The sequence below is a fragment of the Nitrospirillum iridis genome (assembly GCF_014205765.1).
Taxonomy (GTDB): domain Bacteria; phylum Pseudomonadota; class Alphaproteobacteria; order Azospirillales; family Azospirillaceae; genus Nitrospirillum; species Nitrospirillum iridis.
Genome location: NZ_JACIIZ010000004.1, coordinates 416,473 through 442,425, shown reverse-complemented (window position 1 = coordinate 442,425; position 25,953 = coordinate 416,473). Strand labels below are relative to the sequence as shown.

Genomic DNA, 25,953 nt, shown 5'->3' with positions numbered 1-25,953 from the left:
CCATGAACGCCTACTCGCCTGCCGAAGCCTTCGCCAACGCCACCATCGCTTCCCCCCTGAACGACGAGGCCCAGCGGGTCCGCCTGTTCGACCAGTTCAACGCCTATTGGGTGAACGCCGCCAACGAGGGCGTGCCCTATGACACCATCGGCACCATGTCGGTGATGGCCGCCGTCTATGGCATCCTCGCCAAGTACGGCAAGACCACGACCGCCGAATACCTGGAAATCATGGCTGAAAGCGTGCGTTCCGGCGAATTCTCGGTGAAGCCGGGCGCGTGATCCCGGCGTCTCCGACGCGTCAAGGGCCAAAAGGGCCCGCAGGAACGGACCAGGAAGGGCCGGGCCGGCTACCCCAAAAGGGGGAATGCCGACCCGGCTTTCCTCGTTTTTGGGACAGGGCTTTTCGAGGCGGTCGAACCCGCCGGCGGATGGGAACCGGGAAGAAACGGCCGAGTGCTGGTGCCAGCTAGGAAAAAAAGCCCCACCCCGGCACATCCTGCCAAGCGGGAAGGGCGGGGCGATCACCGCCTTGGCTTGGGGACAAGGATGTCCGGGGGTGGCCCTTAGTCAGGCGAGCCAGGCAATGACAAGGGAAACCAGGCACTTATGTGATGGAGCCCTCGCCAGCCCCGACGCGGGTCAAGGAAATGCTGCGATACCATCCCGATCTTCGCAATCTGGCATCCATTTTGCTTTCCTAGGGGTCCAGATACGTAACCGCTCTTCTGGGGGCCCGCACCATGAGCATTTTCGGCTCGATGTCCGTCGGTATTTCGGGTTTGCAGGCGCAGTCCACCGCGCTCAGCAACATCTCCGACAATATCGCCAACGCCCAGACGACGGGCTTCAAGCGCATCGACACCTCATTCGAATCCCTGGTCATCTCCGCCAGCAGCACCCAGTACCAGGCGGGTGGCGTCCATGCCTCGCCCAACTACGTGAACAACGTGTCGGGTACGATTTCGACGTCCGATACGCCGACCAACCTTGCCATCCGCGGCAACGGCTTCTTCAGCGTCAGCAAACTGACGACGGTGAATGGCACGACATCGGCATCGACGGAACGCTTCTACACCCGCGACGGCAGCTTCTCGCTGAACTCCACCCGTACCTTGGTCAACAACTCGGGCTTCGCGCTCAACGGCTTCGCCTATGACAGCACGACCGGCCTGTACGCCACCTCGGCCACGCCGGTGCAGGTGCAATCGGACATCGACAGCCCGGTGCCGACCAAGGAAATCGACCTTAAGGCGAACCTGCCCACCGACCCGTCGGGCGCCGTCACCCCCACCCAAATCCAGGTCTATGACAGTGCCGGCACGGCGCACAACCTGAACCTGACATGGCGGCAGGGTAACACCGCCGATACCTGGCAGTTGGGCGTCACGGCCGATGGTACCCAGGGGTCCCAGCCGATTCAGTCGCTGCTCAGCACCGGCTTCCCCGCCGCCGTCACCGAATCCAGCCTGCTGGTCGGCAAGAATGACCGCGCCCAGGTCAGTGACGTGACCTTCGCCACGGCGGCGACGGCACCGAGTGTCGGCTTCAATGTTGGCGACACCTACTCCGTGGTGGTCAATGGCACGACCTATAGCCAGAGCATCACCACCAGCAACGCCGCGCAATTCAGCTCGATGAAGGATATCGCCCAGGCGCTGGCCGACAAGATCAACGGTGCCGACACCTCTTCCGGCGTGCTGGCCGCCGTCACGACCACGGGTGATTTGCGCCTGACGTCTAAGACCGCCGGCACGCCGTTCACGCTGGACCAAAGCGTGTCGGCGGGCGCGATCACCACGCACACGGCTACCGACTCCTTGGTGCAGAGCGCCACGGCAAGCACCCAGGAAGTCCGTGCTTCCACCTTCGTGGGTAGCACCATCAACATCGATGACGTCTACAGCATGAACGTCAACGGGACGACGGTGTCCGTCACGGTGACGCCCCAGAACCTCGGCTCGCTCTCCAACATCAACGGCGTGGTCCAGAAGTTGGCGTCGCTGATCAACAATAACGCGACCCTCAGCGGCAATTTCACAGCGACGCCGTCCAACGGCACCGTCACCGTCAAGGCGACCGCCGTGAACACCGCCTTCACCCAGGTGTCGACGAAGGCGGACTCGCCAGGCTTGACCAACACGGCCACCCAGTCGACCTACATCGGCAATATCACCGGCTCAAAGGAGGTGGAGAAGATCAGCATCACCGGCCAGCCTGGTGACGTGGGCACCACCTACAGCATCACCATCCAGTCACCGCAAGCCAAGACGGTGACGCCGGTGGAGACATTGAACGCTGGCGCCCCGACGACCTACAGCTATGACTTCCAGACCCTTTATGGGGCGACCGCGCCCGCGGTTGGTCAGCTGTATACCGTGACGTTGGGGTCATCGACCTATAACCTGCAGATGACCAACGCCAACATCGCCAACTATCCCGACGTGGCGTCGGTGGTGACGGATCTCGCGGCCAAGGTCACGGCCGATACCAACTCGCCCTTCACGGTGACCTCGTCGGGCAGCGGCGTGCTGCAGCTGTCCACCAAGGCCAACGACGCCACGTTGGCCACCACCCAGGTGGTGCCGACCAGCTTCTCCCAGGCCATCAGCTATACGACCGACGGGACGGAGACGAGCCTCAGCGACATCAGCGGTAAGATCGCCGCCAAGATCAACGCCATCTCCGGCATCCCGGTACAGGCGACCTCGTCGGGTGGCACCATCACCCTGACCGGCAACACGGACTCGTCCGCCTTCTACACCAGCATCCCTGGCGGCTCCACCGCCGCGACGCCGGGCGTGGTGGTCGGTAAGACGCCGGGCCATATCAGCCTGACCTTTGGCGGTACCTTGTCCGATGGCACCACCGCCAAGGCCGGCACGTTGAGCCATATGGACACGGCGTCGATCGGCACCGGCAACGCCACCGTGAGCGCCGACCAGAGCAGCGGTTCCGCCGCCCAGGTGGGTTTCGACTTCGACTTCGGCTATGGCCTGCAGCACATGGTGCTGAACCTTGGCACCTTCGCCCAGCCCGCCGGCCTGACCCAGTTCGACGGAACCAGCATCAACGTCACCTCCAAGGTGCAGGACGGCAGCCCGGCCGGCACCTTCAAGGACGTGCAGATCAACGCCGACGGCACCGTGCTGGCCAATTACGACAACGGCCGCCAGCGCACCATCGCCAAGGTTCCGATCGTGTTGTTCAACAACCCCGACGCCCTGTCCCGCTCCACCGGCAACGTCTTCACCGAGACGGTGGACAGCGGCAAGGCCCGGTTCAACGACACGGGCGTCAACGGCGCGGGCGATATCGCCAGCAGCAGCCTGGAAGGCTCCAACGTCGATATCGCGTCGGAATTCACCCAGCTGATCGTGGCGCAGCGGTCCTACACCGCCAACACCAAGGTCATCACCACCGCCGACGACCTGTTGCAGGACACCATCAATCTGAAGAGGTAAGGGCCTGATCGCTTGACGGTCCGGGCGGGACATATCGTCGCTGTCCGGACCTGGATGGCGATACTTTCCAGATGCTTACGCTGCAGGGCCGTCCGCACCCAGAGGGGCGCGGGCGGCTTTGTCTTGCGTCCGCGGCCCGTTGGTGCTGAAATAGTTGCATTATTAAGAATAATGCGACACGCATCGGCATGTCCGCCATCGGTGGCATTTCCGCGGCCCCCTTGTGGACGCGCGCCCTTTCCGGCCAAACCCCTGCCGTTGTCGTCACGGCGGGGCAGGGAGGGACTGCCACCAATACCACCCAGCCGGTGCAGCCGGTCAATCCCTATGGGGTGAATGGCCAGGGTGCTTTGGGAAGCGGGCCGGCGGCGGTCCGATCACCGAATGACGCTTCCCAGTCTGGCGGCGGGGGATCCACGACGCAGGCCGCCGCAGGCAAGGGCACGGCGGCCGACGGCAGCAAGCTGACCGATGCCCAGCAGCAACAGGTCGACAAGCTGAAGGCGGTCGACCGGGCGGTACGGGCGCATGAGGCGGCGCACAAGGCGGCAGGCGGCCCCTATGCCGGGTCAGAAACCTTCAGCTTCAGCACCGGCCCTGATGGACAGCACTATGCCACCGCCGGCGAGGTCTCCATCGATATCGGGTCGGTGCAAGGTGATCCCCAGGCGACCATCACCAAGCTTGAAACCGTGCGCCGGGCGGCGCTCGCGCCGGCGGACCCGTCCGGTCAGGACCGCGCGGTCGCCGCCCAGGCCGAGGCCGGGATTGTCGCCGCCCAGGGGCAGGAGGCGAAACAGACGACGGGCAATGACGGTGGTGACGGTCGGGGTGCCGCCGCCGCCGGCGTGGGGCTGGGCGGCATCACCAGCCGCCAGGGCGCTGCCGCCTATCGCAAGGGACAAGGCGCCCTCGACGCCAGCATCGTTCAGGCCGCGCAGGCGGCGGCGCAGCCTCAGGCGCTTATCGTCTGACCTTTATTGCGCGTCGCCATAACGTAGCGCGCAGATCTTGGCGGCCATATCGGCCATGACGGGGCCGCCCTGATTCGCGGTGCTGGCGGCTTCTCTACATTTGTGCTGGTCAATCAGCGTGTCCACCCGCCGCGCGACCGCCGTCAACCGGGCCTTGGTGGCGTCGGTCATGCCGGTCGGTTCCGGCGCGCGTGGCAAGTAAGGGGGGGAGTATGAGTTGACTTCCATTCCCGCCGACGGAGGGATGATCGTATGGGGCAGCGCGGGCATGCCCGCCGCGCCCGTGCCTGGACTGGAGGCCAGGGCCGTCGCCGCGACACTGAAATAGACCACAGCCGCCATGATGCTGATCGTCGTCTTCATGCTCAGTCTCCCTCGTCATAAGCCAGGGCGCGCCATCGGTTCAGAATAACCAGCACGGTACAGTCTGCACGACATCGATCACCCGCGCCATTGCCAGCCAATGCTCATCACTGAAGCAATACCGAAAAAGGGCCATGCCAGCGCACTATACATTACCACACGGCAAAGGAAGCAGAAGCGCCGATGTCACAATCGTTGCCGAATTAATCTTGAAATATTGGTATCCGCCTCGGGCGCGGTGTTCATGGGGCCGGGCACAGAAGTTATCGCTTCGCGATGAGTGTCGATCACCCCAGCGCCACGGTGCGCCTATCTTCCAATTGCTGACATAGGGGGCTACGCGCCAGCAAAGATCATCCACCACTTTGTATGTGGTGGCGTCTACATCGCCTCGCCAAGCGGGTGCGTTGTTTTCATTGATCAACGTCGATCAGGTGGCCGTCCTCAAGGGGCCGCAGGGTACGCTGTTTGGCCGTAATGCGACCGGTGGCCTGATCCAGGTGACCAGCCGGACGCCGACACCTGATTTCACCGCCGATCTGCAGACCACCTACGGCAATTACAACACGGTTGGCACGTTGGGCTATGTGAGCGGCGGGGTGGCCAAGGGGCTTATGGCGAGTACGGCGGTGATGTGCGAGAACCAGGGGGACGGCTTCGGCAAGAACCTGGTTACCGGCCAGGACGTTCAGACGCATCGCAGTATCGCAGGCCGAGGCAAGCTTCTTTGGCAGGCGGACGCTGATACGGACATCACGTTGTCCGGAGTTATGGCGGCGACGGAGACGGTACGCCCGCCCTCTCGCTGCTTGAGATAGGTGGTGTCCAGCCACAGATAGGGCCAGTCGCCCGTCAGCGGACGGCCCAGGAAGGCCTGGACCCGCTCGTCGATGTCCAGACAACTTGGCCAGCCATAAGAGCGAAAAGGCCAAGGCCATCCTCAAGGAGGTGGGCCCTTGGTTCCTCTTCCTGCCGCCCCACAGCCCAGACCTCAACCCCATCGAGATGGCCTTCGCAAAGCTCAAGGCTCACCTCAGGCGCGTCGGCGCCAGGACCATCAATGACCTTTGGAAAGCAGTCGGGAATATCTGCGACCTCTATGCCCCCGACGAGTGCTGGAACTACCTCAAGGCCGCAGGATATGCGTCCAATTAAAGGATCGACGCTCTAGAGCAGATCGCCCAAAGGCAGAATCGCCTTTGGGCGTGAAGCTGCTCGCGGACAGACTCAACTATAGCCGGCTGTGGTTTCAATTAAACGCAGCCGGCTCTAGAATCTCTTATAGATCAAGGAGATGGTAGCCATTGGGCAAAGAAAAACCCCCGGAACCTTGCGGTTCCGGGGGCTCTATTGGCTCCCAGGGAGGGACTCGAACCCCCGACCCGGTGGTTAACAGCCACCTGCTCTACCGGCTGAGCTACCTGGGATCAGCGCGCCTGCTTCGTTTTCGTTTGACCGATCAGTCAGCGGCGCTGCGGTGGGCGGTGATATAGCAAAGCGATTTTGGGATTGGAACCCCTTTGTTTGGGGAATTCGAAAAAAATGTGACGTCCCCCGATTTGAGTGTCCCGGGAGGTGGATGCGGCCCTCTGGCTGAGCGCGGGAATCAGCACCTTGCGGGTTATGGCGAAGGGGACGGCAATGGATAGGGGGTGAACTCGGGTGCGGTTTGCCGTATCCCTGGGGCGCCGGCCACGGCTGACCATCGTCAAGGACCTCATACGATCATGTCCTGTCCCCCCGCATCCGACTGTCCCTCGTCCGGTCCCTCGGGCGACCATCCTGGTGGTCCTAGCGACACGCTGTCCAACCCCTGGACCGTCCTGTCGCGGGAGATGCGGTATGAGACTCCCTGGATGCGGGTGTTTCATCACGATGTGCTGCGCCCCAACGGCAGCCCCGGCATCTATGGCACGGTGGAGTTGACCACCGTGGCCGTCGGTGTCCTGCCCGTGGCGCAAAACGGCGACACCTGGCTGGTGGGGCAGTGGCGGTTCGGTGCCGGGCGCTATAGCTGGGAGATGGTGGAGGGCGGCATTCCGCTGGTGGGGCCCAAGGCGGTTGGCCCCCTGGCCGGTGCGGCCGACGAATTGCGGGAGGAAGCGGGCCTGCGCGCCGGTCGCTGGCTGGAAATCCTGAGCATGGACATGTCCAACAGCATGACCAACGAGCACGCCCATCTTTATCTGGCTTGGGACCTCTCCCCCGTGCCGGTGGCTCCGGAGGAAACCGAGCAGCTTGTGCTGCGGCGTCTTCCCCTGCGCGAGGCCCTGGCCATGGCGCTTTCGGGGGAGATCCTGGATGCCATGACCATCGCCGCCTTGCTGCATGTGCGCCTGATGCATTTGGAAGGCGCCCTGCCGCCCGACCTGGCGCCACTTGTGGCGGCCGGATTCGATGGCGCAGACGGTGATGCCGATCAGCGGGCGTGATCCGGCCCCGGCATCCATGGGCCAGCCCACCAAGGGGAGAATATTTGAAAGGAGGATTTGGAGGCACGGCCGGGAATCGAACCCGGATTCACGGATTTGCAGTCCGTTGCATCACCATTCTGCCACCGCGCCATCCACGAGAACCGACCGGAGGGGCCGGCCAGCGGCGCCTGCGGTCAGGGCAGGGCGCCTCTATAGCGTTGCCGGTCGGGGCGGTCAAGCATGCTGGCGTCGCTTTCTGACGTTTCGATGACGTGTCCCCGGGGAGGGCGCCCGGTGCAGGCGCCAATTGTCATCCGGCGGCAGGGGCGATATATACCGATCCTGGTTTTTCAAGCATGTGCGGGTCGCCTGGCTGGCGCATGCCCCCTCCGCATCGTTTCCATCAGATCGGTATATCCCATGGCCGCCGACTACACCGCCGCCCGCGTCAACATGATCGAGGGTCAGATTCGCCCCAACAAGGTCACCGACCCCTTCGTGGTGGAGGCTTTCCTGGCCATCCCGCGTGAGCGGTTCGTGCCCGAGGCGCTGGCCGGCGTCGCCTATGTCGACGAGGATGTGCCCGTGGCCCCCGGCCGCTACCTGCTGGAGCCCATGGTGCTGGCCCGTCTGGTCCAGGAACTGTCCCTGACCCGGGCCGACAAGGTGCTGGCCGTGGGCGTGGCCACCGGCTATTCCGCCGCCATCATGGCTGAACTGGCCGGCTCGGTGGTGGCGCTGGAAAGCGACCCCGCCCTGGTCGAGGCCGCGCGCAAGGCCCTGTCCGGCGTCGCCGGCGTCACCGTGGTGCAGGGCGACCTGGCCGCCGGCCATGCCGCCAAGGCCCCCTATGGCGCCATCCTGGTGGATGGGTCCGTGCCCGAGGTGCCGGCCAGCCTTTTGGACCAGCTGCCCGAGGGCGGCCGCCTGGCGGCGGTTGTCATCAATGCCGCCGGCTTGGGCGAGGCGCGCTATTACCGCAAGGTGGGGGGCGTCGTGTCGCACCGCATCCTGTTCGACGCGGCGGTTCAGCCCTTGCCGGGCTTCGAGCGCCGCGCCGAGTTCGTGTTCTAAGGGCGGTCCTGCCAGGACAGGCCCCCGGGTATGGCCTTAAGTGGACCTATGCCGGCCCAGCCGACATGTTACAGAGTGTTTTTAAAGGCGCTTTCGCGCGATGGGGATTAAGGGTGGCGCTCTACCACGTGCGCGGGTGCGGCGCCGCCTCCTTGCCATAATATTTATTAAGGTGTTTGGGGAAAATGGCGATGCGAATGAACACCGCGGAACATGGGGCTGAGGGCATGGGGACCGGATATAGGGTGAAGCGCGCTCGTCGGCTGGCCGCCGCCCTGCCGTTGACGGCGTTGGCCTTGATCCTGGCCGGGGGCGGGGCCCATGGGCAGACGCTGGAAGACGCCTTGACCCAGGCCTATCAGAACAATCCCACACTGGAAGCCGGTCGCGCCGGCCAGCGGGCCACGGACGAACAGGTGCCGCAGGCCCGCGCTTCCATGCTCCCCACCGTCACCGCCGATGGTAACGTGGGCAAGGAGCGTCTGAGCCAGGGCCGCTTCATTGAGCACATGAATCCGGCCCAGAGCGGCGTGACCGTCAATCAGGCCATCTACGCCGGCGGCACCATCCAGGCCGGCATCAGCCAGGCGGAAAACCTGGTTGAGGCTGGTCGCGCCAGCCTGCTGGACACCGAACAGTCAGTGCTGCTGTCCGCCGTCACCGCCTATCTTGACGTGGTGCGGGACCAGGCCGTCCTGGAACTGAACATCAATAACGAACAGGTGCTGACCCGTCAGCTGGAAGCGTCGCGCGACCGCTTCCGCGTGGGTGAGCTGACCCGCACTGACGTCAGCCAGTCCGAGTCGCGTCTGGCCAGCGCCACGGCGGATCGCATCTCGTCCCAGGGTTCGCTGGCCGCCAGCCGTGCCACCTACGCCAAGTTGATGGGCCAGATGCCCGGCACGCTGAAGCAGCCGGCCCGTGTGGTGCATCTGCCGGTGAACCAGGAGGAGGCCGTGGCCGCCGCCGAGGTGTCGGCGCCCGTGGTCGTGAGTGCGCGTTACAACCACAAGGCCTCGCAGGACGCTGTGGACGGCGCCTTCGGCCAGATGCTGCCGCAGCTCTCGGCCACCGCCCAGTACTACCGCAACTGGGACCAGTCGACGCCCAACACCCAGTATGACACGGCCGTCATCTCCGCCCGCGTCACCATCCCGCTGTATGAGGGGGGCGGCACCTCCGCCAAGGTGCGGGGCGCCAAGCAGACGGAGCAACAGCGCCGCACCCAGGTGATGGAAGCGGTGCGCTCAGCCGATGAGACGGCGGTGAAGGCCTGGCAGTCCTTGATGACCGCCCGCGCGGCGATCGAGGCGTACAAGAGCGCCGTCGCCTCCAACGAGATCGCGCTGGAAGGCGTGCGTCAGGAGCAGTCGGTGGGCTCGCGCACCATTCTGGACGTGCTGAACGCCGAACAGGAACTGGTGAACGCCAAGGTGAACCTGGTGAAGGCCCAGCATGACGAACAGGTGGCGGCCTATCAGGTTCTGTCGTCGGTCGGGGACCTGACCGCCGTTAAGTTGGGCCTGAACGTGCCGATCTACGACGCCAAGGCCCACTACGAAGAGGTCAAGGACAAGCTCTGGGGCCCGTCCATCGAGAAGTAGGCCCATCAATGGGCAAGCGGCCCCGGTTCCGGGGCCGCTGCCGGATGCCAGGGCGGTTCCACCGGGATGTGGGGCCGCCCTATTCTTTTGCGGGAGTCGGGGGCCGCCCTATTCGCCTCGGCGCCCTGCAATACCGGTGGACAGGCGCCCCCCTGGGAACCGGGGCGAAAATGCGACTGTCCAGCATTGGCGGCCGCCGCGTCCAATGATTAACCCAATGGCATTTTTACTGTTCTTGCCCTAGGCTGCCCCAGATGTCGGAGCGGGCGCCCGCGCGGTACAGGTCCACGCCGTTATAGGTCAGGTTAGGCAACAATGGCTGACAAGTCACAACAAGAACCTTCGATGGAGGAAATCCTCGCCTCCATCCGGCGGATCATTTCCGAAGACACCGATGCCCCGCCGGTCGAGGAGCCGCCGCCCCCGCCTCCTCCCCCACCGCCGCCTCCACCTCCACCAGAGGACGACATTTTCGAGGCGGTGCCCATGCCGCCCCCGCCTCCTCCCCCGCCGCCGCCGCCTCCGCCCGAGGACGATGTGCTGGAGCTGACGGAGGTTGTGCCGGATGAGCCTTTCCCGGAGCCCGAGCCGCTGCCGGATCCGTTCGCCTATGAACCGCCCCCCCCGCCGCGCCGTCCCCCGCCCATGGACGACGATCGCCTGATGTCGCAATTCACGGAGGAGGCGGCCAGCCGCGCCTTCTCCGGCCTGTCGGGTTTCCGCCGCGGCGGCCCCAGCCTGACGGGCGATGGCCCCATCGGTCGCTCCGACACCACGCTGGAGGAGATCGTGCACGTGCTGGTCCGCCCCATCCTGCGCGAATGGCTTGATGAGAACCTGCCGTCCTTGGTGGAGCGTCTGGTCAAGCGCGAGATCGAGAAGGTGGTACGGCGCGGACTCGACTGAGGCGCGCCGCTTCGCTACACCTTTGCCCGGTCAAGGGCGGCGCCGGACCCCGCGCCGCCCTTTTCCTTTTTCCGCTTTTTGAGCCCGTGACTTCAGGTGCCCGCCATGCTGGACAAGACCTTCTCCCCCGCCGATGTCGAACGCAGCCGCTATGAGCGTTGGGAGCGTTCGGGCGCCTTCGCCGCCCATGTGGACAGCAACGCCCAGCCCTACACCATCATGATGCCGCCGCCCAACGTGACGGGCAGCCTGCACATGGGCCACGCGCTGACCTTCACGCTGCAGGACCTGTTGATCCGCTACAAGCGTATGAGCGGCCGCGACGCCCTGTGGCAGCCCGGCACCGACCATGCCGGCATCGCGACGCAAATGGTGGTGGAGCGCAACCTGGCCAAGGAAGGCAAGACGCGCCATGACTTGGGGCGTGAGGGCTTCCTGCAAAAGGTCTGGGAGTGGAAGGCCGAATCCGGCGGCACCATCACCCGCCAGCTGCGCCGCCTGGGCGCCTCGCCCGACTGGTCGCGCGAGCGCTTCACCATGGATGAGGGCCTGAACGCCGCCGTCCGCAAGGTGTTCGTGGAACTGTACCGCCAGGGCCTGATCTACCGCGACAAGCGTCTGGTCAACTGGGACCCCAAGCTGCACACCGCCATCTCCGACCTGGAGGTCGAGCAGAAGGAGGTGAAGGGCAGCCTGTGGTATTTCCGCTACCCGGTTGAAGGTTTGGACGGCACGTACATCACCGTCGCCACCACCCGGCCGGAGACCATGCTGGGCGATACTGGCGTGGCCGTCCATCCGGAGGATGAGCGCTACAAGGATTTGGTGGGGCGCAACGTCATCCTGCCCATCACCGGCCGTCGCATCCCCATCGTCGCCGACGAGTATGCCGATCCCGAGACCGGCACCGGTGCCGTGAAGATCACGCCCGCCCACGACTTCAACGATTTCGAGGTCGGCAAGCGCCATAACCTGGAAATGATCAACCTGTTCGACCGCGACGCGAAGCTGAACGAGCACGCGCCGGCGGAGTACCAGGGGCTGGACCGCTTCGTCGCCCGCAAGAAGGTGGTGGAGGAGATCGAGGCGCTGGGCCTGTTGGAGAAGATCGACCCACACACCCTGATGCAGCCGCATGGCGATCGTTCCGGCGTGGTCATCGAGCCGTGGCTGACCGACCAGTGGTACTGCGACGCCGTCACCCTGGCCAAGCCCGCCCTGGAGGCGGTGGAGCAGGGGCGCACCCAGTTCGTGCCCAAGCAGTGGGAAAACACCTACTACGAGTGGATGCGCAACATCCAGCCGTGGTGCATCAGCCGTCAGCTGTGGTGGGGCCACCAGATTCCCGCCTGGTTCGGGCCGGACGGCAAGTACTTCGTGGCTGAGACGGAAGCCGAGGCGCAGAGCGAGGCCGATGCCCACTACGGCGCCGCCACGCCCCTGGTCCGCGACGCCGACGTGTTGGACACTTGGTTCTCCTCCGCCTTGTGGCCGTTCTCCACGCTGGGCTGGCCGGAGAAGACGCCGGAGTTGGCGCGCTATTACCCCGGCGATGTGCTGGTCACCGGCTTTGACATCATCTTCTTCTGGGTCGCCCGCATGATGATGATGGGCATCCACTTCATGGGCGACGTGCCCTTCCGCACCATCTACATCCACGCCCTGGTGCGGGATGAGAAGGGGCAGAAGATGTCCAAGTCCAAGGGCAACGTCATCGACCCGCTGGACCTGATCGACCAGTACGGCTGCGACGCCCTGCGCTTCACGCTGACCGCCATGGCGGCCCAGGGCCGTGACATCAAGCTGGCGACCTCCCGTGTCGAGGGCTACCGCAATTTCGCGACCAAGCTGTGGAACGCCGCCCGCTACGCCCAGATGAACCAGGTGGCGCCGGTGCCGGGCTTCGCCCCCACCGACCTGACCCAGACGGTCAACCGTTGGATCGTGGGCGCCGTGGCCGACTGCGCCGCCCAGGTGACGGAGGCGCTGGAAGGCTATCGCTTCAATGACGCCGCCAACGCCCTCTACCACTTCGCTTGGGGCGGCTTCTGCGACTGGTACCTGGAGTTCACCAAGCCCATCCTGCAGGGCGAGGATGAGGCCGCCAAGGCGGAGACCCGCGCCGTCACCGCCTGGGTGCTGGACCAGATCCTGCATCTGCTGCACCCCATCATGCCCTTCCTGACGGAAGAGCTGTGGGAGAAGCTGGGCGAGGGGCAGGAAAGGGGCGACCTGATCACCGCCGCTTGGCCGGAATACCCGGCCGCCTACAAGGACGCGGGCGCGCAGGCTGAGATGGACTGGGTGGTGCGCTTCATCTCCACCATCCGCACCATCCGGTCGGAGATGAACGTGCCGCCGTCGGCCCAGCTGCCGCTACTGGTGAAGGGGGCGGGGGCGGAGACGGCTGTGCGCCTGGCCACCCATCGCGACCTGATCCTGAAGCTGGCCCGTCTGTCCGACATCACCCTGACGAATGATGCCCCAGCCACCGGTGCGGTGCAGGCGGTGGTGGATGAGGCCACGCTGGTCCTGCCGCTGGCCGATTTCATCGACCTCGACAAGGAAAAGGCCCGCCTGGCCAAGGAAATCCAGAAGCTGGCGGGCGAGATCGCCAAGGTCGATGCCAAGCTGGGCAACCCCAACTTCGTTGACAAAGCCCCGCCCGAAGTGATCGAGGAACAGCGCGAGCGCCGGGCGGAAGCTGACGGCACCCGCGCCAAGCTGGCCGAGGCGCTGGCCCGTCTGGGCTGACATCTGTCAGTCCTTAACAGCTGTATCCAATGAACGGCCGCCCAGGAATGCCAGGGGCGGCCGTTTGTCACATGGCTGCACTGATTGGATTAATGCCACCTATGAGGGCGCCTGACCCGGCGCCACTCGGGAAATCCAATCGTTGGGGACATGATGATCACTGGGCGTTTGATGGCTGCGGCGGCGGCCGTGGCGCTGGTCGCGGGCTGCATGCAGCGCGTGGACGTGACACCCGTCACGCTGAATGCCAACGGCGGGACCGCCGCCGGCGTTGCCCGCCCGGCCGGGATGCCAATGCCGGAACATTTGTCCGTGGCTCGCACGGTGCCGGCCGACCTGGACCGGAAGCTGGGATTTTTCGTCTCGTTGCATGAGGACTGCACGGTCGTTCCCGGCCTGGATATCCGTATCCTGACGTCACCGACCCATGGCACGGCCCGTTTGCAGGGGGAAAAGGACTATCCGTCCTTCCCTGCGGGCAATCCCCGCGCCTCCTGCAACAAGGCGACCGCGCCCGGACAGCAACTCTGGTACCAGCCGGCGCCTGGCTTCATCGGGACCGATGTCGTCCTGCTCCAGATATACTGGCCCACCGGCCCGGCGCAGACCCTGACCTATACCATCACCGTGCAAGGCGGCGGCGTGCCGCCGACCCCGGCCACCAAATAGCTGTCGGCAGGGAGGGGCCGTGTCTGGAATACCGGGGCGGCCTTTCCATAGGATGCGTCAGGATGTGGAGGACTGGCCGGCCTCATCATCCTGCCCCCCGTTCCAGTTCAACAGCAGGGGGGAGAGGGCCAGGAACGGAGCCAGTTGCAGCAGCACGCGGGTTTCCGCCAGTTCAGCGGCGATCAGGAGGGCCGCCACCTGGGCCACGATATAGAGGGAGAGCCCCGCCACTTTCAGGCGGTGGCGGGCCAGCAGCACCCCGGCCACGGCCAAGGCGGACAGCAGCAGCAAGGGAACCAGGAACGGGAACGAATAGTCGGCCCTGACGAACCATCCGATGATCGATTCAAAATTGCGCAGCAGCTTGATATGCATGCTGCCGCTATGATCACCGGCCAGATTGGCATCCTGGAACAGCTCCGGTCCGATCTCGCGCTTCAGCAGCAGTTCGCGCAGCAGCTCGACCAGTTCCAGGCCGGCGATGCCGCCAACCACGCCCGCGCCCAACAGGCGCCAATCCCATCGCCGCCAGTCCAGCCGCCACCGTGTCCAATTGTCGGCCAGACCCTGTCCTGCCATCCATATGGCGATGAACAGCGCGCTTTCATGGTTGAGGAAGGCCACGCCCATCAGCGCCAGGAACGCCCACCACGGCGCGCGGCGGACCACCAACAGAAGGAAGGTGGCGCCGATCAGCAGGATGAAGAAGTCCCAGATATAAAGCCAGGGGCGGGTCAGGAGCACCGAAAACAGGACGAACAGGCCCATCATCGCGGCCCATCCGCCGGGGGGGCCGGCCAGCCGGTGACCGACGCGGAACATGACCACCGCCGTGGCCGACAGGGTGGCGATCCCGGTGATGAAATAGGCGTTGAGGAAGGAGGGCCCCAGGCCGCTGACCGCCGCCATGACCAGGGGGCCCAGCACGCGCGATTGGTAAACGCGCCAGTGCGGCAGGCCGTCCAGCACGCCCTGCGCCGCCGCCACGTTCTGGAGGAGATAGTCGAAGAAGTAGAAGCTGAGCAGCCGGAATTCCGCGATGGCGAGCAGGAACGCCACGCCGCATACGGCCACAACGCGCAGGCGGTTGGACTGGCCGATGGCTAAAATTCCCTGCATACCAATTCCCTCAAGGCTTTCTTATTGACCGACGTGACGGTGCGGCGTTGTCGCCGGCGGCGCAACGCCGAAAAGGACACCCTCACCCCACGGACAGGTCCAGCAAGGCCGCCGGCAGCTCATGGAAATGGTCGACCAGTCGATCGGCCCCCAGTTCTTCCACGGGCATTCGTGGATAGCCATAGGTAACACACACGACACGGGCGCCCGCTGCCCGCCCGGCGGTCACATCATTGGCGCCGTCGCCGACCATCACCGTCCGGGCGGGTTCCGCCCCCAGCTGGGCCATGGCGTGAAGCAAGGGGCCAGGGTGGGGTTTGCGGGTGGGGAGGGTGTCGCCGCCCACCACCGCCTTGAAATAGCTGTTCAGGCCAATGGCCTGCAGCACCGCATGCGTGGCCCGTTCCGGCTTGTTGGTCACCAGCGCCAATGGGATGTGGGCGCAGAGGTGGGCCAGCGTCTCCGCCACCCCGGGAAAGACGCACGATGGATCGGCCGGCAGCGCCTCGTAGATCGCCATGTAGCGGTCGGTCATGGCGGGCACGGAGTCGGGAGCCAACGGCCGGCCGGTGGCCGCGAAGGCGCGGGTCACCAGCGTCGGGGCGCCGTCGCCGATGAACTGATGCACCTGCCCCAGGTCCAGGGCCGGCAGGTTTTCCTCGTCCAGCAGGCGGTTGATGCCGGTGAGGATGTCCGGCGCGCTGTCGATCAGCGTGCCGTCGAAGTCGAACAGGATCGCGGCGGGCCAAGCGGCTTGCGGCGGCGGGGCGGGGGACCGGTCGGGCGTCTGGGGCATGCGGTGGCTCCGGGCGAAGGCGGTTTCGCGATGACCCTTGTTGTGGCAGTAAGGGGGCGGATCTGGCAACGGCGTCAGGATCGCGGGGCTGCCGCCTCATCCCATCTGACGACGCCCGCCGCCGCCGAAAAAGGGTATCGCCATGACCGCTTCGACCACACCGACCACGCCCGCCCTCGCCTGTATCATCCTGGCGGCGGGCAAGGGGACGCGGATGAAGTCCGACCTGCCCAAGGTGCTGCACCCCATCGCCAATGAGCCCATGGTGGCCCATGTCCTGCGCGCGGCCGCGGCCTTGTCGCCGGACCGGGTGGTGGTGGTGGTGGGACCCGGGCAGGAGGGGGTGGCCAAAGCGGTGGCGCCACACGCCACCGTGTTGCAGCCGCGCCAGCAAGGCACGGCCGACGCGGTGAAGGCGGCGCGCGACGCCCTGGGCGACTTCGACGGCGACGTGCTGGTGCTGTTCGGCGATACGCCCCTGGTGCGGCCGGAGACCTTGTCGCTGCTGGTGGATGCCCGGCGCGGGGCCGGCGATCCGGCCGTCGCGGTCCTGGGCATGCGCCCGGCCGAGCCCAAGGCCTACGGCCGGCTGGTGCGGGACGAGCAGGGCGGCCTGACCAAGATCGTGGAATATCTGGACGCCACGCCGGAGGAACGGGCCATCGGGCTGTGCAATGCCGGGCTGATGGCTTTCGACGGCCGGCGGCTGTGGTCCATCCTGGACGCCATCGGCAACGACAACGCCAAGGGCGAGTATTACCTGACCGACGCGGTGGCCGTGGCCCGCGCCCAGGGCCATGCCTGCGCCGTGGCGGAGGGCGACCCGGCCGATGTCGAGGGCGTCAATTCCCGCAGCGAGTTGGCCAAGCTGGAGAAGCTGATGCAAGGCCGCCTGAGGGAGCTTGCCATGGCTAATGGCGCCACCCTGGCTGATCCTGACACGGTGTGGTTCTCCGCCGACACCGTGCTGGGCCGCGATGTCACCGTGGGCCAGAACGTGGTGTTCGGCCCCGGTGTGGTGGTGGAGGATGGCGTGACCATCCGCCCCTTCTGCCACCTGGAAGGCGTGGTGGTGCGGCGGGAGGCCATCATCGGCCCCTATTCCCGCCTGCGTCCCGGATCCGACGTCGGGGCCGGCGCCCATGTCGGCAATTTCGTGGAGATCAAGGCCTCCACCCTGGGGGCGGGCGCCAAGGCCAACCACCTGGCCTATGTCGGCGATGCCGATATCGGGGAGGGGACGAACATCGGTGCAGGCGCCATCACCTGCAACTATGACGGCACCTTCAAGTACCGCACCCAGGTGGGACGCAACGTCTTCATCGGCACCAACGCCACCCTGGTGGCCCCGGTGCAGGTGGGGGACGGCGCCTTCGTCGCCGGCGGCAGCACCATCACCGAGCCCGTGCCCGCCGGCGCGCTGGCCGTGGGCCGGGGCCGTCAGGTGGTGAAGGAGGGCTGGGCCACCGCCTTCGCCGCCAAGCAGAAGGAACGCAAGGCGGCGCAGAAAAAAGGATGAGCATAGGGCGGTCAGCAGTCCGGCATGGCTTAACCGGGTGAGGGCATGAGATAAAGGGCCATGGCGGCGCATTGACGACGGGGGCCGTATGCATAGGACGATGGCGGAGCCCAGCTGGCGGGAACTGTACAAGCCCAAGCTGGTGACGGTGCTGCGGGAAGGCTATGGCCTGAAGGACCTGCGCGCCGATCTGGTCGCCGGCCTGACCGTGGCCATCGTCGCGTTGCCGCTGTCCATGGCCATCGCCATCGCCTCGGGCGTGACGCCGGACCGGGGCCTCTATACCGCCATCGTCGGCGGCTTCCTGGTGTCGATGCTGGGGGGCAGCCGGTTCCAGATCGGCGGCCCGGCGGGCGCCTTCATCGTGCTGGTGGCGGCCACGGTGGAGCGGCTGGGATTGGGGGGGATGGCCCTGGCCGTGGCGCTGTCCGGCCTTATCCTCATGGCTGTCGGCGCCCTGCGCCTGGGCACCTTCATCAAGTATATCCCTTATCCCGTCACCGTGGGCTTCACCGCCGGTATCGCGGTCATCATTGGCGCCAGCCAGATGCGCGATCTGCTGGGCCTGACCCTGCCGGGCAAGGAACCGGGCCCCCTGGTGCCCAAGCTGCTGGCGCTGGAACAGGCCCTGCCCACGCTGAACCCGGCGGCCCTTTGCACGGCGGTGGCGACCATCCTGATGATCGCGCTGTTGCGCCGCTGGCGTCCCAACTGGCCGGTGCTGCTGATCGCGGTGACGGTGGCCAGCGTGGCCGTGGCCCTGGCCGGCATCAAGGTCGAGACCATCGGCACCCGCTTCGGCGCCCTGCCGCGTGGCCTGCCGCCGCCCCAGCTGCCGCCGCTGTCGCTGGATCTGGTGGTGGCGGTGTTTCCTGATGCCGTCGCCTTCGCCCTGTTGGGCGCCATCGAAAGCCTGCTGTCGGCGGTGGTGGCCGACGGCATGACGGGGCGGCGTCATCGCGCCAACGCCGAACTGGTGGCCCAGGGTGTGGCCAACATCGCCAGCGCGCTCTGCGGCGGCATCTGCGTCACCGGCACCATCGCCCGCACGGCGACCAATGTGCGGGCGGGTGCCCGGGGGCCGGTGTCTGGCATGGCGCACGCCGTGTTCCTGGCGCTGTTCATGGCGGTGGCGGCCCCCCTGGCCAGCTACATCCCCCTGTCGGCGCTGGCGGCGGTGCTGGCCGTGGTGGCCTGGAACATGGCCGAGAAGCATGCCTTCGCGCTTCTGTTGCGCGCGTCCTGGGGCGACGCCGCCGTCCTGCTGTCCACCTTCCTGTTGACCATCCTGCGGGATTTGACCCTGGGCATCACCGTCGGCTTCGCCACGGGATCGCTGCTGTTCATCCATCGCATGGCCGGGACCCTGCGGGTGGAGGGAAGCGCGCCCCTGGTGGCACCCGATGTCGCCGACCGTTCCGGCCCCCTGCCGGACCAGCCCACCGTCCGCGACGACGACATCCTGGTTTTCCGCCTGTCTGGCGCCTTTTTCTTCGGCGCGGCGGCCGGCGTGTCGGCCCTCTTCGACCGCGTCGCCGCCCGTCCCCGGGCTTATGTGCTGGATCTGACGGCGGTACCGCTTCTGGATTCCACCGCCGCCACCGTCATCGACGGCCTGACCGCCAAGGCGCGCAGGCAAGGGGCCGTCGTGGCCATCGCGCTGGCCGACCCCGAGGCGCGGCACCTGTTGTCGTCCCATGGGCTGAAAGCGCCGCGGGTGTATTTCGGCCGGACGCAGGAGCAGGCGTTGGCGCGCGTCCGGCGGGTTTTGGGGCGCGCGCCGGGCGGTGGGTCGCAGGTCCCGGACGACGGGGAGGCGTGAGACCAGCAGACTGAAATCCGCCCTTCGGGGAACCCGGGCGGCCGCCCCGCCGTTGCGGGAGGGTGCCCTGCGCCGCTTTCATCGGCGGGCCGGGCACCCTATTTATTAACCAATCCCCTATCGGACCCGAGCCCGGAGACCCCGCCCATGGCCACGCCCGCCCCCCGTTCCGTTCATGCGTCGCTGGCCGCGACGGCCCGCCGACTGGACCTTCGGGACCCCGCCCTGTTGCGTGATCAGGCTTATGTCGCCGGCGCTTGGATCGATGCCGACGACGGCACCACCATAGACGTGGACAACCCGGCGACGGGTGAGATCATCGGTTCCATCCCCGCCCTGGGGGCGGCGGAGACGGCACGCGCCATCGAGGCCGCCAACGCCGCCTGGGGCGGCTGGCGCACCCGCACCGCCAAGGAGCGTGCCGCCGTCATGCGCCGCTGGTTCGAGATGATCATGGTGGCGCAGGAGGATCTGGCCCGCATCATGACGGCGGAGCAGGGCAAGCCCCGGGCCGAATCGCGGGGTGAGGTCGCCTACGGCGCCAGCTTCATTGAATGGTTCGCTGAGGAGGGGAAGCGCACCTATGGCGACACCATCCCCAGCTTCGCCAGCGACAAGCGCATCGTGGTGGTGAGGGAGCCTATCGGCGTGGCCGCCGCCATCACCCCCTGGAATTTCCCCATCGCCATGATCACCCGCAAGGTGGGGCCGGCGCTGGCCGCCGGCTGCCCCATCGTCGTGCGCCCGTCGGAGGTCACCCCCTACAGCGCGCTGGCGCTGGCGGCGCTGGCGGAACGGGCCGGCGTGCCGCCGGGGGTGTTCAGCGTGGTGACCGGCCATCCCAAGCCCATCGGCGGGGAGATGACGTCCAACCCGCTGGTGCGCAAGCTGTCCTTCACCGGCTCCACGCCCGTGGGCAAGCTGCTGATGAAGCAGAGCGCCGACACGCTGAAGAAGCTGTCGCTGGAGTTGGGCGGCAACGCACCCTTCATCGTCTTCGATGACGCCGACCTGGACGCGGCGGTCGAGGGGGCCATGGCGTCCAAGTACCGCAACGCCGGCCAGACCTGCGTCTGCGCCAACCGCGTCCTGGTGCAGGACGGTGTCTATGACGCCTTCGCCGCCCGCCTGGCGGAGGCGGTGGGCCGCTTGCGGGTGGGCAACGGCGCCGACAAGGATGTGACCACCGGCCCGCTGATCAACCGGGCCGCCGTGGAAAAGGCGGAACGGCACATCGCCGACGCCGTGGCGAAGGGGGCAAGGGTCGCCATGGGCGGCCGATCTCACGCCCTGGGCGGCAATTTCTTCGAGCCCACCCTGTTGCTGGACGCCACGCCGGAAATGATCCTGGCCCGGGAAGAGACCTTCGGTCCCGTGGCGCCCCTGTTCCGCTTCAAGGATGAGGCTGAGGCCATCCGCATGGCCAACGACACGGAGTTCGGCCTGGCCGCCTATTTCTATAGCCGCGACATCGGACGCATCTGGCGGGTGGCGGAGGCGCTGGAATACGGCATGGTCGGCATCAACGAGGGCATCATCTCCACCGAGGTGGCGCCCTTCGGCGGCGTGAAGCAAAGCGGCCTGGGACGCGAGGGTTCCAAGTACGGGATCGAGGATTACCTGGTGGTGAAATACCTGCTGATGGGCGGGCTGAAGGCCTGATCCGCCAGGCTGTCAGGTCGTGGAAGCGCCATTCGCGCAGCAAGGCTGTCATGTTACGGAATTACCGGAAAATCACCCTTGCCATTCCCGATGGAGTGATTTTCCGGTGGCACTTCCAGGGAATTATGGTAGTGAAATAACCGCATAATCGATAACGGGCGGATGGCCCTGCCATCCTGGGAAACCAAGCCAAGGCGCCATCATGGCTGAAGTGCTGCAAGTCAATCCCTTCGATTTCGTTGTTTTCGGCGGTACGGGCGATCTCGCCATGCGCAAGCTGCTGCCGGGCCTCTATTACCGGGAGCGCGACCGGCAGATGACGGACGAGAGCCGTATCATCGCCGTCAGCCGCACCGACCAGACGGTGGCCGATTTCCGGGGCGCGGTGTGGGCGGCGCTGCAGCGCCATGTGCCGGCCGAGGACCTGGACACCGCGGTGTGGGAACGGTTCTCCGCCCGCTTGTCCTATGTCTCGCTGGACGCCACCAAGCCCGCTGGCTGGCAACCGTTGCAGGACCTGCTGAAGGGCCATGAGGGCAAGGCCCGCGTCTGCTATCTGGCGACGGCGCCCAGCCTGTTCGGCGCCATCTGCCGCAACCTCCAGGCCGCCGGCCTGGTGACCGACACCTGCCGCGTGGTGCTGGAAAAGCCCATCGGGCACGACGGCCAGTCCGCCAACGCCGTGAACGAGGAAGTGGGCGCCGTTTTCCCCGAAGACCGCATCTATCGCATCGACCATTACCTGGGTAAGGAGTCGGTGCAGAACCTGATGGTCCTGCGCTTCGGCAACGCCCTGTTCGAACCGCTGTGGAACAGCAGCTGGATCGACCACATCCAGATCACCGTGGCCGAAAGCGTGGGCGTGGAAGGCCGGGCGGAGTATTATGACAAGGCCGGCGCCCTGCGGGACATGGTGCAGAACCACTTCCTGCAACTGCTCTGCCTGGTGGCGATGGAGCCGCCGGCGCATCTGTCGGGCGACCAGATCCGCAATGAGAAGATCAAGGTGCTGCGCGCCTTGCGTCCCATCACCCCGGCGGACGTGAAGACCAAGACGGTGCGCGGCCAGTACCGCGCCGGCGCCATCAACGGCCAGCCAGTGGCGGGTTATGCGGATGAGCTGACCCGTTCCTCCAATACCGAGACCCTGGTCGCGATCAAGGCCGAGATCGAGAATTGGCGCTGGAGCGGCGTGCCCTTCTACCTGCGCACAGGCAAGCGCCTGCCGGTCCGGTATTCGGAGATCGTCGTCCAGTTCAAGGACGTGCCCCATAGCGTCTTCCCCAAGGGCTCGGGCGAGCTGACGGCCAATCGCCTGGTCATCCGCCTGCAGCCGGACGAGGGCGTGCAGCTGACCATCATGACCAAGGTGCCGGGACCCGGCGGCCTGCGTCTGCGCTCGGTGCCCCTGAACCTGTCGTATGCGGAAACCTTCAAGGACCGCTATCCGGAGGCTTACGAGCGTCTGCTGATGGACGTGGTGCGGGGCAACCCGTCGCTGTTCATGCGCCGTGACGAGGTGGACGCCGCCTGGTCGTGGATCGACACCATCCTGGCCGGCTGGGAACAGACGGACCTGCGGCCCGATCCCTACGCCGCCGGCGGCTGGGGGCCCATCAGCGCCGCCCTGCTGCTGGACCGCGACGGCCGCCGTTGGCACGACCCCGAGCTGTAAGCGGCGCGGGGGCTGAGTTCTAGACCGACACCCCGGGATCGGCGCCGCATCGTCGATCCCGCCGGCGTCCCCTTGTTCATGGCTTCACAGCCAGGGAGGATCCCATGGCGCTACACGACACCCTGCGGCGGGTCACCGACCGCGTCATCCAGCGCAGCACGGACAGCCGCGCCCGCTACCTGCAACGCCTGGACGCCCAGAAGGGCCAGACCCCGCGCCGTGGCGCGCTGGCCTGCGGCAACCTGGCCCACGGCTTCGCCGCCTGCGCCCCGGACGACAAGGCGGCCTTGGCCACCGGCCGCAAGTCCAACATCGCCATCGTGTCGGCCTATAACGACATGCTGTCGGCCCACCAGCCGTTCGAGCGCTTCCCCGCCCTGATCAAGCAGGCGGCGCACGAGGCGGGCGTGGTGGCCCAGTTCGCCGGCGGCGTGCCCGCCATGTGCGACGGCGTCACACAGGGACGCGACGGCATGGAGCTGTCGCTGTTCTCCCGCGATGTCATCGCCCAGTCCACCGCCATCGCCCTGTCGCATGACATGTTCGACGCCGCCCTTTACCTGGGCGTCTGCGACAAGATCGTCCCCGGCCTGCTGATCGGCGCCCTGTCCTTCGGCCACCTGCCGGCCATCTTCGTACCGGCCGGCCCCATGCCCTCGGGCCTGTCCAACCCGGAGAAGGCCAAGGTCCGCCAGCTCTATGCGGAGGGCAAGGCCACCCGCGACGATTTGCTGGAGGCGGAGTCCAAGTCCTACCACTCGCCTGGCACCTGCACCTTCTACGGCACGGCCAATTCCAATCAGATGCTGATGGAGATCATGGGCCTGCACCTGCCCGGATCCTCCTTCATCAACCCCAACACCGAATTGCGCGACGCCCTGACCGTGGCCGCCACCCAGCGGGTGGCGCAGCTGACGGAGCAGGCGGGCAACTACACGCCCATCGGCCGCCTGGTGGATGAACGCAGCATCGTCAACGCCATCGTCGGATTGCTGGCCACGGGCGGGTCGACCAACCATACCCTGCATCTGGTGGCCATGGCGCGCGCCGCCGGCATTCGCATCGACTGGCAGGATTTCAGCGATTTGTCCGGGGCGGTGCCCCTGCTGGCGCGGGTCTATCCCAACGGCGTCGCCGACGTGAACCACTTCCACGCCGCCGGTGGCCTGCAGTTCCTGATCAGCACCCTGCTGGATGCCGGCCTGCTGCACGGTGACGTCACCACCGTTGCGGACGGCACGGCGCAGGGCAGGGGCTTGGACGCCTACCGCCATGAGGCGTGGTTGCAGGATGGCAAGGCCGCCTGGCGCCCTGGCACGCCCACCAGCGCCGACACCACCATCCTGCGTCCGGCCGCCGACCCGTTCGACCCCTCGGGCGGCATCCGCCTGCTCACCGGCAACGCCGGCCGCGCCATCATCAAGGTGTCGGCGGTGAAGCCGCAGCATCGCATCGTCGAGGCGCCGGCCATCGTCTTCGAGGCCCAGGACGAGATGCTGGCCGCCTTCAAGCGCGGGGAGCTGGAACGGGACTTCATCGCCGTTGTCCGCTTCCAGGGACCCGCCGCCAATGGCATGCCGGAACTGCACAAGCTGACGCCGCAGTTGGGTATCTTGCAGGACAAGGGCTTCAAGGTGGCGCTGGTCACCGACGGCCGCATGTCCGGCGCGTCGGGCAAGGTGCCCGCCGCCATCCACCTGACGCCGGAGGCGCTGAAGGGCGGCTCGCTGGCCCGCATCCGGACCGGTGACATCGTCCGCCTGGATGGGGAGACCGGCACGCTGGACATCCTGGTGGACGCGGCCGAGTTCGCCGCCCGCCCGGCCCTCACGCCTGACCTGACCGGCAACAGCTGGGGCACCGGTCGCAACCTGTTCGGGGGCATGCGCGCCCACGTGACCGGCGCCGAGGAAGGCGCCCATAGCTTCGGAGAGGATTTCGCATGAGTTCGCAGAGCAAGTTCAGTGTTGCCGAGATCCTCGCCCTGGGCCCTGTCGTTCCCGTCCTGATCATCGACAGGGTGGAGGACGCCCTGCCGCTGGCCGAGGCCCTGGTCGAGGGTGGTGTGCGCGTCCTGGAAGTCACCCTGCGGACGGAAGCGGCGTTGGCCGCCATCGAGATCATCGCCGCCAAGGTGCCGGATGCCGTCGTCGGCGCCGGCACGGTGGTGGCGCCCGACCAGGTGGGACGGGTGCGTGACGCCGGTTCCCAGTTCATCGTCAGCCCCGGCTGCTATCCCGCCTTGCTGGACGAGGTGCTGGCCCAGGGCGTGCCTTTCCTGCCCGGCACCGCCACCCCGTCGGAGGTGATGGCGCTGCAGGCCCGGGGCCTGCGCCACGTGAAGCTGTTCCCGGCGGAAGCCGTGGGCGGCCTGAAGCTGATCAAGTCCCTGGCCTCGCCCCTGCCGGGTATCACCTTCTGCCCTACGGGCGGTATCACCGTGAAGACGGCACCCGATTATCTGGCGCAGCCCAACGTCGCCTGCGTCGGCGGCTCCTGGCTGACCCCGGCTGACCTGGTGGCGGCCAAGGACTGGGCCGGCATCACCCAGCTGGCGCGCGAGGCCTCGGCCCTGCGCGGCTGAGTCTGGGGCAGCCTAGGACATTGGTTTTTATGAAAAAGGGATGGTCCGTCGCCGGGCCATCCCTTTTTCCTGGGACCGCAGTTGGGGATTAGCGCGACGCAGCGGCCGGTGCGGTCGCTGGGGGGGCGGCCGGCGCGGGTGCAGCGGCATCAGTGGGGCAACGCTGAGCCAGATAGCCGTTCAGCACGGTATCCCGCGCCTCTAGCGCCTTGATCTCCTTTTTCTCGGAGTCCGAGAGGTCGATAAACATGGGGCCGACCAACAGCTGGCCCACATTGTGCTGACGATCCGCCGCCCGCTCGCCATTGAGGTCCAGGATGTGGGCCTGATTGACCTGCAATTCCGCCCGAAGATGGTCGCAGCTCAACTGGTCATCATAGGCGTTGACCGCCTTTACTGGGTTGGCCACGCGGCCGCCGCAGCCGCTGAGCCCAACGAATAATGCAGTGGCAATCACTATATTTACGGAATGTGAACGCGATAAAGAAAAATCGCTTGCTTTATTGACAATTAATTTCATATTCGCACCATTTGTGGAATTGCATATAACTTATG

At 66.4% G+C, this 25,953-nt stretch carries 21 protein-coding genes, 2 tRNA genes and 1 pseudogene; 17 read left to right on the top strand and 7 right to left on the bottom strand.

Annotated elements, in window-relative coordinates; all coding sequences use genetic code 11:
- The first annotated feature begins 2 nt into the window (after positions 1-2).
- From FHS74_RS09445 to FHS74_RS09435, 3 genes are all read left to right on the top strand, one after another.
- Positions 3-281: a hypothetical protein gene (locus FHS74_RS09445; protein WP_184799746.1), complete on the top strand. Its 279-nt coding sequence runs from the start codon at positions 3-5 to the stop codon at positions 279-281.
- A 461-nt stretch (positions 282-742) separates the two neighbouring features.
- Positions 743-3,463, top strand: coding sequence for a flagellar hook-basal body complex protein (locus FHS74_RS09440; protein WP_184799744.1), 2,721 nt, complete (start codon positions 743-745; stop codon positions 3,461-3,463).
- 188 nt (positions 3,464-3,651) lie between these two features.
- Positions 3,652-4,437 carry a putative metalloprotease CJM1_0395 family protein gene (locus FHS74_RS09435; protein ID WP_184799742.1) on the top strand — a complete coding sequence of 262 codons (786 nt, stop codon included), beginning with the start codon at positions 3,652-3,654 and terminating at the stop codon, positions 4,435-4,437.
- 3 nt (positions 4,438-4,440) lie between these two features.
- Here the strand turns inward: FHS74_RS09435 and FHS74_RS09430 are convergent, their stop codons facing one another.
- A complete protein-coding gene (locus tag FHS74_RS09430) occupies positions 4,441-4,800 on the bottom strand; it encodes a hypothetical protein (protein WP_184799740.1) in 360 nt (119 codons plus the stop codon).
- Positions 4,801-5,216: 416 nt separating this feature from the next.
- On the opposite strand from FHS74_RS09430, the gene FHS74_RS09425 reads away from it, so the two are divergent.
- Positions 5,217-5,618 carry a hypothetical protein gene (locus tag FHS74_RS09425; RefSeq protein ID WP_184799738.1) on the top strand — a complete coding sequence of 134 codons (402 nt, stop codon included), beginning with the start codon at positions 5,217-5,219 and terminating at the stop codon, positions 5,616-5,618.
- Here the strand turns inward: FHS74_RS09425 and FHS74_RS09420 are convergent.
- A pseudogene (locus FHS74_RS09420) lies at positions 5,570-5,701 on the bottom strand (transposase); the annotation flags it as partial. The gene FHS74_RS09425 and the pseudogene FHS74_RS09420 sit on opposite strands and share 49 nt — an antisense overlap.
- A gap of 2 nt (positions 5,702-5,703) precedes the next feature.
- Between FHS74_RS09420 and FHS74_RS09415 the strand changes: the two are divergent.
- Positions 5,704-5,955 (top strand): transposase, encoded by a 252-nt coding sequence (locus tag FHS74_RS09415; protein WP_211106191.1) that lies wholly within the window; start codon positions 5,704-5,706, stop codon positions 5,953-5,955.
- Between the two features lie 196 nt (positions 5,956-6,151).
- Here FHS74_RS09415 and FHS74_RS09410 read toward each other — a convergent pair.
- Positions 6,152-6,227, bottom strand: a tRNA-Asn gene (locus tag FHS74_RS09410).
- A 300-nt stretch (positions 6,228-6,527) separates the two neighbouring features.
- Here FHS74_RS09410 and FHS74_RS09405 point away from each other — a divergent pair.
- Positions 6,528-7,232, top strand: coding sequence for an NUDIX hydrolase (locus FHS74_RS09405; protein WP_184799737.1), 705 nt, complete (start codon positions 6,528-6,530; stop codon positions 7,230-7,232).
- 58 nt (positions 7,233-7,290) lie between these two features.
- Here the strand turns inward: FHS74_RS09405 and FHS74_RS09400 are convergent.
- Positions 7,291-7,364 (bottom strand) — tRNA-Cys (locus FHS74_RS09400).
- Positions 7,365-7,634: 270 nt separating this feature from the next.
- On the opposite strand from FHS74_RS09400, the gene FHS74_RS09395 reads away from it, so the two are divergent.
- The 5 genes from FHS74_RS09395 (at position 7,635) to FHS74_RS09375 (ending at position 14,221) form a co-directional block, all read left to right on the top strand.
- Positions 7,635-8,288, top strand: a complete 654-nt coding sequence (locus FHS74_RS09395) for a protein-L-isoaspartate O-methyltransferase family protein (protein WP_184799736.1) — start codon at positions 7,635-7,637, stop codon at positions 8,286-8,288.
- Positions 8,289-8,533: 245 nt separating this feature from the next.
- On the top strand, positions 8,534-9,892 hold the full coding sequence (locus tag FHS74_RS09390) for a TolC family outer membrane protein (RefSeq protein WP_343066894.1): 1,359 nt from the start codon (positions 8,534-8,536) through the stop codon (positions 9,890-9,892).
- Positions 9,893-10,207: 315 nt separating this feature from the next.
- On the top strand, positions 10,208-10,798 hold the full coding sequence (locus FHS74_RS30935; RefSeq protein ID WP_184799734.1) for a DUF2497 domain-containing protein: 591 nt from the start codon (positions 10,208-10,210) through the stop codon (positions 10,796-10,798).
- 105 nt (positions 10,799-10,903) lie between these two features.
- Complete coding sequence (locus tag FHS74_RS09380; protein ID WP_184799733.1) at positions 10,904-13,552, top strand: valine--tRNA ligase; 2,649 nt, start codon at positions 10,904-10,906, stop codon at positions 13,550-13,552.
- A gap of 171 nt (positions 13,553-13,723) precedes the next feature.
- Positions 13,724-14,221 carry a hypothetical protein gene (locus tag FHS74_RS09375; RefSeq protein WP_211106190.1) on the top strand — a complete coding sequence of 166 codons (498 nt, stop codon included), beginning with the start codon at positions 13,724-13,726 and terminating at the stop codon, positions 14,219-14,221.
- A gap of 57 nt (positions 14,222-14,278) precedes the next feature.
- Here FHS74_RS09375 and FHS74_RS09370 read toward each other — a convergent pair whose 3' ends face one another.
- Together FHS74_RS09370 and gph are read right to left on the bottom strand one after the other, a co-directional pair.
- Positions 14,279-15,340 (bottom strand): hypothetical protein, encoded by a 1,062-nt coding sequence (locus FHS74_RS09370; RefSeq protein WP_184799729.1) that lies wholly within the window; start codon positions 15,338-15,340, stop codon positions 14,279-14,281.
- A gap of 82 nt (positions 15,341-15,422) precedes the next feature.
- Positions 15,423-16,136 (bottom strand): phosphoglycolate phosphatase, encoded by a 714-nt coding sequence (gph, locus tag FHS74_RS09365; RefSeq protein WP_184799727.1) that lies wholly within the window; start codon positions 16,134-16,136, stop codon positions 15,423-15,425.
- Positions 16,137-16,278: 142 nt separating this feature from the next.
- Between gph and glmU the strand changes: the two genes are divergently transcribed.
- The 6 genes from glmU to eda all read left to right on the top strand — a co-directional run bounded on the left by glmU (position 16,279) and on the right by eda (position 25,398).
- Positions 16,279-17,655, top strand: coding sequence for a bifunctional UDP-N-acetylglucosamine diphosphorylase/glucosamine-1-phosphate N-acetyltransferase GlmU (glmU, locus tag FHS74_RS09360; RefSeq protein ID WP_184799725.1), 1,377 nt, complete (start codon positions 16,279-16,281; stop codon positions 17,653-17,655).
- A gap of 88 nt (positions 17,656-17,743) precedes the next feature.
- Positions 17,744-19,477 (top strand): SulP family inorganic anion transporter, encoded by a 1,734-nt coding sequence (locus FHS74_RS09355; protein WP_184799723.1) that lies wholly within the window; start codon positions 17,744-17,746, stop codon positions 19,475-19,477.
- A gap of 147 nt (positions 19,478-19,624) precedes the next feature.
- Positions 19,625-21,139, top strand: a complete 1,515-nt coding sequence (locus tag FHS74_RS09350) for an NAD-dependent succinate-semialdehyde dehydrogenase (RefSeq protein WP_184799721.1) — start codon at positions 19,625-19,627, stop codon at positions 21,137-21,139.
- 202 nt (positions 21,140-21,341) lie between these two features.
- Positions 21,342-22,814, top strand: coding sequence for a glucose-6-phosphate dehydrogenase (gene zwf, locus FHS74_RS09345; RefSeq protein WP_211106189.1), 1,473 nt, complete (start codon positions 21,342-21,344; stop codon positions 22,812-22,814).
- A gap of 104 nt (positions 22,815-22,918) precedes the next feature.
- Positions 22,919-24,760, top strand: a complete 1,842-nt coding sequence (gene edd, locus FHS74_RS09340; RefSeq protein WP_184799719.1) for a phosphogluconate dehydratase — start codon at positions 22,919-22,921, stop codon at positions 24,758-24,760.
- Positions 24,757-25,398, top strand: coding sequence for a bifunctional 4-hydroxy-2-oxoglutarate aldolase/2-dehydro-3-deoxy-phosphogluconate aldolase (gene eda / locus FHS74_RS09335; protein WP_184799717.1), 642 nt, complete (start codon positions 24,757-24,759; stop codon positions 25,396-25,398). The genes edd and eda overlap by 4 nt, the downstream gene beginning before the upstream one ends.
- A gap of 88 nt (positions 25,399-25,486) precedes the next feature.
- On the opposite strand, the gene FHS74_RS09330 is transcribed toward eda, so the two are convergent.
- A complete protein-coding gene (locus FHS74_RS09330; protein WP_184799715.1) occupies positions 25,487-25,918 on the bottom strand; it encodes a hypothetical protein in 432 nt (143 codons plus the stop codon).
- Between the last annotated feature and the right edge of the window lie 35 nt (positions 25,919-25,953).